The 12,645-nt window shown below is 67.8% G+C and carries 9 protein-coding genes and 1 tRNA gene; 6 read left to right on the forward strand and 4 right to left on the reverse strand.

All coding sequences use genetic code 11. The features are described 5' to 3' along the window. Window positions 1-75: 75 nt before the first annotated feature. The 3 genes from putA (at window position 76) to EOJ32_RS16545 (ending at window position 4,588) form a co-directional block, all read left to right on the forward strand. The gene (gene putA, locus EOJ32_RS16535) at window positions 76-3,471 is read left to right on the forward strand and encodes a bifunctional proline dehydrogenase/L-glutamate gamma-semialdehyde dehydrogenase PutA (RefSeq protein ID WP_127899494.1); all 3,396 of its coding nucleotides are present in this window, start codon (window positions 76-78) and stop codon (window positions 3,469-3,471) included. 41 nt (window positions 3,472-3,512) lie between these two features. Further along, a complete protein-coding gene (locus EOJ32_RS16540; protein WP_127899495.1) occupies window positions 3,513-4,475 on the forward strand; it encodes a hypothetical protein in 963 nt (320 codons plus the stop codon). Window positions 4,476-4,492: 17 nt separating this feature from the next. After that, a tRNA-Sec gene (locus EOJ32_RS16545) sits at window positions 4,493-4,588 on the forward strand. Between the two features lie 13 nt (window positions 4,589-4,601). Here the strand turns inward: EOJ32_RS16545 and EOJ32_RS16550 are convergent. After that, window positions 4,602-5,843, reverse strand: coding sequence for an Hsp70 family protein (locus tag EOJ32_RS16550; protein ID WP_127899496.1), 1,242 nt, complete (start codon window positions 5,841-5,843; stop codon window positions 4,602-4,604). A gap of 137 nt (window positions 5,844-5,980) precedes the next feature. Here EOJ32_RS16550 and EOJ32_RS16555 point away from each other — a divergent pair, with 137 nt between their 5' ends. Next, the gene (locus tag EOJ32_RS16555; protein ID WP_127899497.1) at window positions 5,981-7,912 is read left to right on the forward strand and encodes a methyl-accepting chemotaxis protein; all 1,932 of its coding nucleotides are present in this window, start codon (window positions 5,981-5,983) and stop codon (window positions 7,910-7,912) included. Between the two features lie 217 nt (window positions 7,913-8,129). Here the strand turns inward: EOJ32_RS16555 and EOJ32_RS16560 are convergent, their stop codons facing one another. After that, complete coding sequence (locus EOJ32_RS16560; RefSeq protein WP_127899498.1) at window positions 8,130-8,486, reverse strand: hypothetical protein; 357 nt, start codon at window positions 8,484-8,486, stop codon at window positions 8,130-8,132. A gap of 227 nt (window positions 8,487-8,713) precedes the next feature. On the opposite strand from EOJ32_RS16560, the gene EOJ32_RS16565 reads away from it, so the two are divergent. After that, window positions 8,714-9,751 carry a fatty acid desaturase gene (locus tag EOJ32_RS16565; protein WP_045999764.1) on the forward strand — a complete coding sequence of 346 codons (1,038 nt, stop codon included), beginning with the start codon at window positions 8,714-8,716 and terminating at the stop codon, window positions 9,749-9,751. Between the two features lie 12 nt (window positions 9,752-9,763). Here EOJ32_RS16565 and EOJ32_RS16570 read toward each other — a convergent pair whose 3' ends face one another. Next, window positions 9,764-10,903, reverse strand: a complete 1,140-nt coding sequence (locus tag EOJ32_RS16570) for a Hint domain-containing protein (RefSeq protein WP_164871482.1) — start codon at window positions 10,901-10,903, stop codon at window positions 9,764-9,766. A gap of 71 nt (window positions 10,904-10,974) precedes the next feature. Then, window positions 10,975-11,208 carry a hypothetical protein gene (locus EOJ32_RS16575; RefSeq protein WP_045982075.1) on the reverse strand — a complete coding sequence of 78 codons (234 nt, stop codon included), beginning with the start codon at window positions 11,206-11,208 and terminating at the stop codon, window positions 10,975-10,977. Between the two features lie 142 nt (window positions 11,209-11,350). Between EOJ32_RS16575 and EOJ32_RS16580 the strand changes: the two genes are divergently transcribed. Continuing rightward, entirely contained in the window at window positions 11,351-12,595 is a 1,245-nt protein-coding gene (locus EOJ32_RS16580) for a glycosyltransferase family 4 protein (RefSeq protein ID WP_239441303.1), read from the forward strand. The last annotated feature ends 50 nt before the right edge of the window (window positions 12,596-12,645 follow it).

A 12,645-nucleotide genomic window follows, 5' to 3' on the forward strand; every position in this document is an offset into this window, starting at 1 on the left:
GCGATCCTGCCCATCATTGGTCCCATCGTCCAGACGGCACGCGATATTCTGCCGATATCAGACAGGGGTGCCGCCATGACCGACCTTTCCTTTTCCGCCAAGTTCCAACCCGAAGCGCCCCTGCTGGACCGGCTGGTCCGCGATGCGGCGCTGTCGCCTGATACCCGTGCGCGGATTAGCGACCGCGCGGCCAACCTGATCCGCCGCATCCGCGCCGAATCCAGGCCCACGATGATGGAGCTGATGCTGGCCGAATACGGCCTGTCCACCCGCGAGGGCGTGGCCCTGATGTGCCTGGCCGAGGCGATGCTGCGCGTGCCCGACCGTGCCACCATCGATGCGCTGATCGAGGACAAGATCGCCCCCTCCGATTGGGGCCGCCACCTGGGCGACAGCTCTTCCAGCCTGGTCAACGCTTCGACCTGGGCGCTGATGCTGACGGGGCGGGTGCTGGACGACAGCAAGCCCGGTCTGGCCGGCACCCTGCGCGGCGCGGTCCGCCGCCTTGGAGAGCCGGTGATCCGCACCGCCGTCACCCGCGCGATGCGCGAGATGGGACGCCAGTTCGTCTTGGGCCAGACCATCGACGCCGCGTTGGACCGGGCGAAGGGTCAGGAGGCCAAGGGATACACCTACAGCTATGACATGCTGGGCGAAGCGGCGATGACCGCCCGCGACGCCGACCGCTATGCCGACGAATACCGCAAGGCCATCGCGGCCATCGCCGGCGCTTGCACGCATGGCTCCGTCGCCCGGAACCCCGGCATCTCGATCAAGCTGTCGGCGCTGCACCCCCGCTATGAGGTCGCGCAGGAGGATCGGGTGATGGCCGAACTGGTCCCCGTGGTCCGCGATCTGGCCCGCCGGGCGCGTGCGGCGAACATGGGCCTGAACATCGACGCCGAGGAGCAAGACCGCCTGGCCCTGTCGCTGCAGGTGATCGAGGCCGTCCTGCCGGACCCCGATCTGGCCGGATGGGACGGGTTCGGCGTGGTCGTGCAGGCCTATGGCAAGCGGGCGGGGCCGATGATCGATGCGCTGCACGCGCTGGCGGTCCGCCACGACCGCCGCATCATGCTGCGCCTGGTCAAGGGCGCCTATTGGGATACCGAGATGAAGCGCGCCCAGGTCGAAGGGCATCCGGATTTCCCGCTGTTCACCTCCAAGACCGCGACGGATGTCAGCTATGTCGCGCTGGCGAAGAGGCTGTTGGGCATGACCGACCGCATCTATCCGCAATTCGCCACGCACAACGCGCACAGCGTCGCGGCCATCCTGGAACTTGCGGGCGATGCGCCCTTCGAATTCCAGCGCCTGCACGGGATGGGAGAGCGGCTGCACGACATCGTCATGCGCGATCATCGCACCGCCTGCCGCATTTATGCCCCGGTCGGCGCGCATCAGGACCTGCTGGCCTATCTGGTGCGCCGCCTGCTGGAGAACGGCGCGAACAGCAGCTTCGTGAACCAGATCGTCGATCTGGACGTGACGCCCGAACAGATCGCCCGCGATCCCTTCGACGCGCTGGCGACGGCCCAGGCCCCCGCGACCCTGCTGGCGCCCCATGCGATCTATGGCGCGGGCCGCGTGAACGCGCAGGGCTTTGACTTGGCCGCCCGCGACCAGCTGGACCGGATCTTTGCCGCCCGTGACGGGTCCATCGCCGATGCCGGCCCCTTGACCGCGCAGGCGGCGACCGGACAGGCCAGCCCGGTGCTGAACCCCGCCACCGGCGACATCCTGGCGACCGTCACCGAGGCGGACGAGGCCACGGTGACCCGCGCCATCGATGCGGCCCGCCCCTGGGCGGCCCCTGCCTCGGAACGGGCCGCGACCCTGCGCCGCGCCGCGGACCTGTTCGAGGCTGATTTCGGCCCGATCTTCGGCATCCTGGCCCGCGAGGCGGGCAAGACTCTGAACGACGCCGTGGCCGAACTGCGCGAGGCGGTGGATTTCCTGCGCTATTACGCTCAGCAGGGCGAGGGCCGCACGGATGCCCCGCGCGGGATCATCGCTGCGATCAGCCCCTGGAACTTTCCGTTGGCGATCTTCACCGGACAGGTCGCGGCGGCACTGATGGCGGGGAACGCGGTGCTGGCCAAGCCGGCCGAACAGACCCCGCTGATCGCCGCCCTTGCCGTGCGCCTGATGCACCGCGCGGGCGTTCCCGCCGACGCACTGCAGCTGCTGCCGGGCGACGGCGCGACGGTCGGTGCGGCGCTGACCCGCGATCCGCGCATCAAGGGCGTCGTCTTTACCGGCGGCACCGATACGGCGCGGCTGATCGCCGCCAGCATGGCGGACCACATGGCCCCCGGCACCCCGCTGATCGCGGAGACGGGCGGTCTGAACGCGATGATCGTGGACAGCACGGCCCTGCCCGAACAGGCGGTGCGCGACATCATCGCCTCCAGCTTCCGGTCGGCGGGCCAGCGCTGTTCGGCGCTGCGCTGCCTCTACGTGCAGGAGGACGTGGCCCCGCACCTGATCGCGATGATCCAGGGGGCGATGGACCAGCTGCGCGTGGGCGACCCGTGGGATCTGTCCACCGATGTCGGCCCGGTCATAGACGCCGAGGCGCAGGCCGGGATCCTGGCGTATCTGGACCAGAACCGCGACCGGATCCTGCACCAGATCGCGGCGCCCGCCACGGGGCATTTCGTACCGCCCACGCTGATCCGCATCGACGGCATCCACGCGCTGGAGCGCGAGATCTTCGGCCCCGTCCTGCATGTCGCGACCTTCAAGGCGCGTGACCTGGACCGGGTCGTGGCGGCGATCAACGCGACGGGGTACGGGCTGACCTTCGGGCTGCATTCGCGCATCGACAGCCGGGTGCAGGAGGTCACGCAGGCGGTCCATGCGGGCAACCTGTACGTCAACCGCAACCAGGTCGGCGCCACCGTCGGCAGCCAGCCCTTTGGCGGAGAGGGCCTGTCGGGCACGGGACCCAAGGCCGGCGGCCCGCAGTACCTGACGCGGCTGTTCGCGCCCGCAGCCCCCGCCGCCGCGGCGACGGACTGGACCGGGGCCGACAGCACCGACCGCCTGGCTGCGGCGCTGACCCGTCCCGTCCCTGGCGCCGCGCCCACCGACCAGCTGATGCCTGGCCCGACCGGAGAGCTGAACCGCCTGACCACCCTGCCCCGCGGCCCCGTCCTGTGCCTGGGCCCCGGCGCCCCTGCCGCGGCCGCACAGGCACGTGCCGTGACCGATGCCGGCGGTCAGGCAATTGTCGCAGAGGGCGATGTCGATCCGCATGCGCTGCGCGATCTGCCCGATGTGGCTGCGGTGCTGTGGTGGGGTGACGTGGCGACGGGGCGGGCGATGGCCCGGGCCCTGGCCGCGCGGCAAGGTCCGCTGGTGCCGCTGATCACGGCGGTGCCGGACAGCGCCCACGTCACGCATGAACGCCACCTCTGCGTCGACACCACCGCCGCGGGGGGGAACGCCGCGCTGCTGGCGGGCTGAGGGCGCACCCTGCGTTGACATCGCCGGCGGATCGGGCCGACATGGCGCGCATGAACGACAGCCGTCCGCGCGTGATCCTGCATCCCGGTCCGCCCAAGACCGGGACGTCCACACTGCAGGCGTGGTGCCATCTGAACCGCGGGGTGCTGGCGGCGCAGGGCATCGTCTATGCCTCGGTCGACATGCCCCGCGACCCCAAGCATCAATGGCTGGTCCAGGGGTTGAAGCGCGGCGACCTGTCGCGGCTTGCGGCCGAGACCGGCCCCCTGCGTGATGGGCGCGCCCACACGCTGATCCTGTCCTGCGAGGGGGTGATGACCAATCGGGCGCTGATCCAAGACAGCGCCTGGCAGCAGGCCCGAGAAGTGCTGACGGGTTTCGACACGACCCTGTTCCTGGTCGGGCGCGATCTGGACGGGTGGCTGCGGTCGTTGTGGAAACAGGCGCTGATCAACCCGGTGCCACCGGGCAGGCCGCTGAGCCTGCCCGATTTTGCGGTCTTCTGCCGCATGCCCGCCATCCGCGCGATGATGGACCTTGGCCCCATGGCCGATCTGATCGCGGACAAGACAGGGGCCTCGGCGCGGGTGCTGGCCCGGCTGGACGCGGATTTCATCGGCGTGTTCGCAGGGCTGCTTGGACTGTCCCCCGACGCGCCCCTGCAGGACGCCCCGCGGATCAACGAATCCCTGCCTCCGGATTTCATCGCCGTCTATGTCCGCCTGGCGCGTCACGTCGATCAGGTCTGGCCCCTGCGGCTGGCGACCCTTGCGGCGTTCCATGCGATGCGCCCGACGGGCAACCTGATGGTCGCGACTGTGGCGCGACAGTTCGCCCGCGTGTCCGCGCAGGACCGCGACCGGGCGGTGGCAAGCCTGTGTCAGGCCGTCAATGCCGTGACGTTCGACGACCCGGACCACCGCGACCTGGCATCGCAGCTTGCGTCCCGGGCCGCCATGTTGCGAAACATTCTATTGCAGGACCCGCCACCAGCCCCTAGGTGACAGGGACGAAGGACCGCGGAAGGGCATCAGACCCGGTGGTTTGGCCGGACTTCAAATCCGGTTGGGGCAGCGAGCCTGTCCCGGGTGGGTTCGACTCCCATTCCCTTCCGCCAGCCTTCCCCGCCCCTACCGCGCCGCGATGGCCAGCCCGTCGGCCACGGCCGTGAACACGTCCCGTGCCGAATGATCTGCATCGGGAAAGGCCGCGCGCATCGTGTCGCCCACAACCGTCATCAGGCTTGACCCCCCGACATAGATCACCCGGTCGACCTGCGCCGGGGTCAGCTGTGCGCGGTGCAGCGTCTCGACGGCGCCCTCGTGCAGCTGGCTGGCGTGGCGCGAAAGGCTGTCGGCCAACGCCTGCCCGGCCAGCGGCGCGGACAGGCCGCGTTCGACCTCGTCCAGCAGGATGGCCGCGTCGTCGGCACCGTCATTGGCGGCGATCTTGCCGCGTTCGACGGCAAAGGCCAGATCGTGGCCCAGATCGTCCCCCAGCACGCGCGACAGGCGGGCCATGGCGTCGGGCTGTTCGGCCAGCCGGACCATTTCGGCGACCATGCGGCGGTTCTGGGGGGTGTTCACAAAGGGGATCTTCTCCCACGTGGCAAGGTCGTTGTAGATGGCGTTCGGTACGGGCGACGTCCCCGGCCCCATCGCCTTGCGAAGGACCGATCCCCGGCCCAGCAGCGGCATCACGTGATCCAGACTGACCGCGCGGTCGAAATCGGTGCCGCCGATCCGCACGCCGTGACTGGCCAGGATCCGCACCCCCGCCCCCTGCCCCTGGAACAGCGAGAAATCTGACGTGCCGCCGCCCACGTCCACGATCAGGCCCGTGGCGCCGGGCCGCGCGGCACCGGCGGCGATGGCCGCGGCCTCGGGCTCGGGCATGAAGTCCACGTCGCGAAAGCCCGCGGCCAGGTAGCATTGACGCAGATCGTCCTCGGCCTGCGCCTCGCGCGGGTCGCCATCGCCATGAAAGACGACGGGCCGGCCCGACAGCGCGCGGTCGAAGGTCTGCCCGGTCTCGGCCTCGGCCCGCGTCTTGATGCGGTTCAAGAAGCGCGCGATCAGGTCGACGAAGGTCACCCTCTCGTTCAGGATCATCCGCTTTTCGTGCATCAGCGATGTGCCCAGAACGCGCTTCAGCGCCCGCATGAAGCGGCCCTCGTGCCCGTCCAGCAGGGCGCGGTTCGCGGGCTGGCCCATCAGGGTGGTGCGGCTGTCTGCGTCCAGGAAAAAGGTCGTGGGCATGGTCGTCTGCCCCGGTTCCAGCCGGATCAGGCGCGGCGTCCCGTCCGGCGCATGTCCTGCTGCCGAGTTCGAGGTGCCGAAGTCGATGCCCAGGCCGTTGCCGCGCGGTGCCATGTCGGATGCCCTGCCCTGTGTCTGCGAAGGGCGCGTGCCTAGGCGGGGGGCCGGGCCAAGTCAAGCGGGGGCACGCTAACCGGGCATTAGCATTTGTGCCCTAGCGTCGGCTCTTGGTCCCTGTCCCGGAGATTTCGATGTCCTTCGTCCCGCGCCTGTCCCTGCGCCAAAAGATCACCCTGACCAGCCTTGGCCTGATGACGGCCCTGGCGCTTGTGCTGGTCACCGTGCTCAGCATGGCGCAACGCCAAAGCCTTTTGGAAAACGCCCAAAGCGCGCAACGGGTGACGCTGCGCGTCCTGTCCTATGATCTTGCCGTGGACCACGACGGCTTCTCTGCGACGACCAGGCCGGACGGCACCCTGGGCGACGTCGTCTGGCCGCAGATCCCCGATTTCGACGATCACACCATGATCGACGATGTCGGCGGCCAGACCGGAGAGACGGCGACCATCTTCCGGCTTGACCCCGAACTGGGCCAGTTCATGCGCGTGACGACCAACGTCAAGCGCCCGGACGGCACCCGCGCGGTCGGCACGCCGCTGGACCCGACGGGCCCGGTTCATGCCGCCATGCTGGAGGGGCGGACCTATTCCGGCACGACCACGATCCTGGATCATCCCTATCTGACGCTGTATGTCCCGGTCCGCGATCAACAGGGTCAGGTGAACGGTGTTCTTTATGCCGGCGTGGCGATGGACGGGATCGAGGCGGTACTGTGGCGCAACCTGACCACCGCCGTGGCCCTGACGGCCGCCGCGCTGCTGCTGGCCTTTGCGCTGAACCAGGTGATGACGCGTCGTGCCCTGCGGCCCTTGGCGGCCGTCGACGCCGCGATGCAGCATGTCGCCCGCCAGAACTACGACCGGCCGATCCCCGGCACGGCGATGCGCGACGAGATCGGCTCGATCGCCCGCAACCTGGAACAGTTCCGCGACGGCCTGGCCCAGGCACAGGAGGCCCGCCACGCCGCCGCCGCCCTGCGAGAGGCCGGCGCCGCCGAGGCGCAGGCGCAGTCCCGCAAGCAGGCGCGTATCGTGACCGACATTTCCACCGGCTTGGAGCGGCTGGCGGCGGGCGACCTGACCGCGCAGATCGCCAGCCCCGCGCATGATCCCTTCCCCCATGAATACGAGGCGCTGCGCGCCAGCTTCAACAAGGTCGTGTCCGATCTGGGCAGCACGATGGGCCGCATCGTCGAGGTCGCCCGCCAGGTGCGCACGGGCTCGGACGAGATCACCTCTGCTGCCCAAGATCTGGCAGGTCGCGCGGAGACGCAGGCCGCGACCCTAGAGGAGTCGGCGGCGGCGCTGACCGAACTGACCGCCAGCGTGCACTCCACCGCAGATCTGGCCCGCACGGCCGAGAGCGTGTCGCGCGCCAACCGCTCTATCGCGGAGGAGGGCCGCAGCATCGTCGGAGAGGCGATCCAGGCCATGGAAAAGATCGAGGCATCCTCGGACCAGATCAACCGCATCATCACCGTCATCGACGATATTGCGTTCCAGACGAACCTGCTGGCGCTGAACGCCGGGGTCGAGGCCGCCCGTGCCGGAGAGGCGGGCCGCGGTTTCGCCGTGGTCGCATCCGAGGTGCGCGGGCTGGCGCAACGTGCATCGGAATCCGCGCGTGAGATCAAGGGGCTCATCTCGGATTCCTCGCAGCATGTCCGGTCGGGATCCTCGCTGGTCAGCCGCACCGGGGGCAGCCTCGAGCAGATCCTGTCCAAGGCCCGCGAGGTGTCGGATCAGGTCGCAGCCATGGCCCTGGCAGCCAGCGACCAGTCCACCGCATTGTCCGAGATCAACTCGGGCGTGAACCATCTGGACCAAGTGACCCAGCAGAACGCCGCCCTGGCCGAGGAAACGAATGCCGCTGCAGCGTCGCTGCAGCATCAGGCAGGCGTACTGGCCTCAGCCCTGACCAGCTTCACCTTCCAGCCAGCCTCGACATGGGGCACACGGGATGATCCACTTCGCACCAGCGACGATCCGTTCGTCCAAGTCGCCCCGCCGCGCCATAGGGTCGGATCGCCCAAGGCAATCACTGCACGCATGATGGAATTCTAAGGACACCACAGCCGGATGGCCGCTGGAACGCCGACAAAAACAAGCCGCTGCCGATTGTTCGGCAGCGGACTTCGCGTAACTCTCAATAAAGTGACAACGGTGCTGCAAGGGCCGCCATAAGGCTGTAGCTGAAAATTGCGTCACCCGTTGAAGATGCACAACATGCTAGCAATGCACCGACAAGCGGTACGGCCCAACTGGTCTTGCAGAGCGGGCGTCAGCAGGCCGGTTGATCTTCGGCAGTTCCAGCAAGATCCAGACCTCGCGCCGTCGGGGGCTGCCAGGTCGGGGACGATTCGACGGCGCCCTGAATGTTGGTCCCCAACTGTGACCCGCCTGTTCCACCGCTCCAGCCGGTGGTTCCGGTGTTTTCCGCGGCGGTGCTGTCCTCGGATGCGTCAGGCTGGGTTGCCGGTTCGGCAACACCGGCATCGGCCGCGCATTCCGGTGCCTCGGACACGCGCTCGGCCGGTGCGGCCTGCGCCCACGCTGCACTCCCCGACAGACCGCCGAAGGGGACTGCCAGCGCCAGAACGGCTGCAGTCAGCGTCAGTCGTGCGAACGGGATGATCATCGGGTGGCCTCGCCTGGATTGTTCACCGCAAAACGCGGCCGGCGTGCGCCGGTTCCGCGCATCATCACCACTGCCGTCGATCCGGTGACGAAACCGTGTCCGATCCGGTCCCCAACCCTTTGTCAGCCATGATGCGGCAATGGGACGTCACGGGGCCCATAGGCGGCGGCGACCTTTCTGTGCTATCGCCGCCTGAAATGAACTGAGGGGGCGCAGAGTCGCTGATTATGGGTACACCGAACGCAAGCACGCCGCGCCAGGCCAAGGAATGGGTGCAGGTCCTCGCTAAGTATCGCGAGCCGTCGACCCGCCGCAGCGTGTGGGAGTTGATGGCCACGATCGTTCCGTTCCTGGCGCTCTGGGCGCTGGCCTGGGCGGCGCTGTCGGTCAGCTATTGGCTGGCCGTGCCGATCGCGCTGGTGAACGGGCTGTTCCTGGTCCGCATCTTCTGCATCCAGCATGACTGCGGCCACGCGTCGTTCTTTCGCAATCGCAAGGTCCAGGACTGGATCGGGCGGGGTCTGGGCGTGCTGACCCTGACGCCCTATGACGTCTGGCGCCGGACCCATTCGCTGCACCACGCCCAGCACGGGAACCTGGATGAACGCGGCATCGGCGACGTGATGACCCTGACGGTGGGCGAGTATCGCAGCCGCGGCCGGTTCGGCCGGCTGATGTACCGGCTGTATCGCCACCCTCTGGTGCTGTTCGTGTTGGGGCCAAGCTACCTGTTCCTGCTGCAGAACCGTCTGCCGCTTGGGCTGATGCGGGCGGGATGGCGGTTCTGGGCATCGGCCCTGGGCACCAATCTGGCGCTGGCGCTGATCCTGGGCACGATGATCTGGTTTGCGGGGCCGATGCCCGTCCTGCTGATCTTCCTGCCCACGACCATCGTGGCGGGGACCGTCGGCGTATGGCTGTTCTATGTCCAGCATCAGTTCGAGGAAACGCACTGGGCCAATGGGGACGAATGGCAATTGCACGATGCGGCGCTGGCCGGATCGTCGCATTACATCCTGCCCCAGCCTCTGCGCTGGCTGTCCGCCAATATCGGGGTGCATCATGTCCACCACCTGTACAGCCGCATCCCGTTCTATCGCCTGCCGGAAATCCTGCGCGACCATGACGAACTGGCATCGGCACAGCGGCTGACCCTGCGCGAAAGCCTGCGGTCGGTGAACCTGCACCTGTGGGACGAAAATCGTCGTCGCCTGGTGTCCTTCCGCGAGGCGCGCAGCCTTTACGGCGCGCCGACGGCCGGCTGAGGCCGGCAGAGTTCAGCTGACCAGCGCGGCCTGTCCGATGGCGTGCAGCTGGACAAGCTGGCGCAGCCGGGGGCCGCGCACGAAGGTGCGGGCCTCGGCCGGGTGGGCCTGATCCGCGAACAATTCGGGAAAGATCTGCCGCAGTTCGGACAGGGCCGCCGATCCCATCGCGCGCAGGGCCTGGGGGCCGGGATACAAAGATTCCGTCTGTGCGCCGTTGGAATCGACGACTTGGTGGGCGTCGAACATCAGATGGCAATAGGTCACCTGCGACACGGACATGTCCACCGCGATGCCAGGAACATCGATCAGCTGGCAAGCCGGTGCCAGGATCTCCTCGGTCCCGAACAGGGTCCGCGCGACCGATGACCGGATCATGATGCGGTGCTGGCGCGACACGGACAGGGGCGCCGACGGCTGGTTTAGGCCAAGCGCCCCGGCCGCAATGCGGATCGGACGAAGCTTGGGGTTCGCCGCCAAATCCACGCCATCGAAACGGCGCCTGCCGATCCAGCGCAGGGGCTGATATCCGTGATCGCGCGTCCAGATCAGGTCACCCGGCTGCAGGCTGTCGACCGGGCGCGGCCCGTCCGCGGTCAGGATCAACGTGTCCGAAGCAAAGCACATGATCTCCATGTCGTGGATGTCAGGCGCGAACGAGATCTTGGCGACATAGACCTCCTTGGGCAGGGGGTCGGCCTCGATGATCTCGACCGAATGCAGCGACTTGACGTCGGACCATGCTGCGACGCTGTCCTTGGCGGGGCGGAAGAACATGTCCCCGTTGCGCATCTGGATCAGCACGCCGTCCTGGGTGCTGGTGGTGTTGTCGGGAAAGGTCAGCTTGTACTGAACCTTGAGGAAGCCGGTGATCTGGCTGGTGCTTTGCCCCCCATCGGTGGGCGAACCATAGGCGAACTTGCTGGCACCGTCAGGATGCTGGCTGTAGCTTGTGGCATAAGCCTCGGCCGGGCCCTGGGCGGTATTGATCGCGCGCAGCTGTCCGTCCAACTCGACCGGCTTGATCTGATTCTGGCCGACAACCTTGTAGCCCTTCATCCCGTCCGCCTCGGTCCCGGTCGCGGGCGTTCCTGGCGTGGTGTTGATCTGCTGGTGGTTGCCAATCCACATCCAGGTCACGGCGTTCGTCATCTGAGCCTCCATCATGGAGCCTCAGCAATAGCCGTGCCAACTCATCGCGCCAGTTTATCTTGCGTACAAGTTTAATCGCAGTCCGCGCCGCCGACGGGCGCCGCATCGTTCAGGTTGGATCGCCCCGGACAATTGCGGTATCGAAGGGAACGGCTGACAAGAAGGGACAACGCGAACACGCTGAGCATGCCGCAACCGACGTAGCCCCACAGGATCGACGACAGCCATCCGAACCCCAGCACGAGGAACAGGATGGTTGAGACGATGCCAATGACTGCAGAGGTTGCGATAATACCGACCAGCAAAATGCCCCGACCCTTTCAAAATGATCCTGACAACTATAGCACCGATCGGTTCATTTGCGAAACAAGATCGACAGAATGGCGTCTTTCGGGCACCATTCATGCGAGTGTAAGACGCAAGTAATTAAACTTTAAGGCGAATAATATGAACGGTGACGACATGGACCCGACGCTGCCCCCCGACCGGATCGGCTATGTCATCAACACCTATCCCCGTCCGTCCCAGACCTTCATCCGTAGGGAGATTCGGGCCCTCGAGGCGGCCGGTCTGACCGTCGCGCGGTTCGCCATGCGGCGCGACGATCAACCCGTGCTGTCTGCCGAGGATCAGGCCGAGGCCGACCGGACCGAATACGTGCTGGACCGGGGTGCGTTGACCTTGGGCATGGCGCTGATCCGTGCGGTGATCCGCCATCCGCGCAGCCTGCTTCGGGCACTGTCGGCAGGGCGGCGGGGCGGGCCCGGGCGCGGCCCGCTGCGCCAGGTGATCTATCTGGCAGAGGCCGCCATCCTGGCCGATCGCAGCCGGCAGCTGGGCCTGACGCATCTGCATGCCCATTTCGGGACAAACTCGGCCGATGTGGTCCGCTATGTCCGGATGCTGGGCGGGCCGGGCTACAGCGTGACCTTTCACGGCCCCGAGGAGTTCGATGGCCCGCACACGCTGCTGCTGCGTGACAAGGTGGCCGAAGCGCGTTTCGCGGTGGCAGTCAGCGCCTTCGGACGCAGCCAGCTGGCGCGATGGGCGCCCTTCGATGCCTGGGACCGCATCAAGGTGGTGCATTGCGGCATCGACCCCGCCCTGTTCGCGGCGCCGGTTCCCCTGCCGCCTGGACCGGACGCGCACGATCCGCTGCGCGTGGTCTGCATCGGCCGCTTCGCCGAGCAGAAGGGCCAGGTCCTGCTGATCGAGGCGATGGCGCGCTGCACCGCGCCGGTGCACCTGACGCTGGTGGGTGACGGCCCGCTGCGGGCCGAGATCCAGCGGGCAATCAGGGCGCACGGGCTGGACACGCGCGTCACGCTGGCCGGCTGGCTGGACGAGGCCGGCGTGCGCGACGCGCTGTCTGCGGCGCATGTCATGGCCATGCCCAGCTTTGCCGAAGGCCTGCCGGTGGCCCTGATGGAAGCGATGGCGGCCGGCCGCCCCTGCATCGCCACCCTGATCGCTGGCATCCCCGAGCTGATGGTCGACGGCCAGACCGGCTGGCTCATCCCGGCCGGGTCCGAAGACGACCTGGCCAAGGCGCTGGACACCGCCGCCCGGACCCCACGAGACCAACTGGAACGGATGGGCGCCGCCGCCCGCACGCGCGCGCTGACGCGCCATGACATCGCAACAGAGGCCGGCAAGCTGGCCGCACTGTTCGCGGACAGTCGGAACCGGTAAGGTCGCGTGCAGGTTCATCTATGTAAAATCGCGATCAATCGGCTATGCGG

This window comes from Paracoccus sp. Arc7-R13 (assembly GCF_004010775.1).
In the GTDB taxonomy this organism is placed as follows: Bacteria; Pseudomonadota; Alphaproteobacteria; order Rhodobacterales; family Rhodobacteraceae; genus Paracoccus; species Paracoccus marcusii.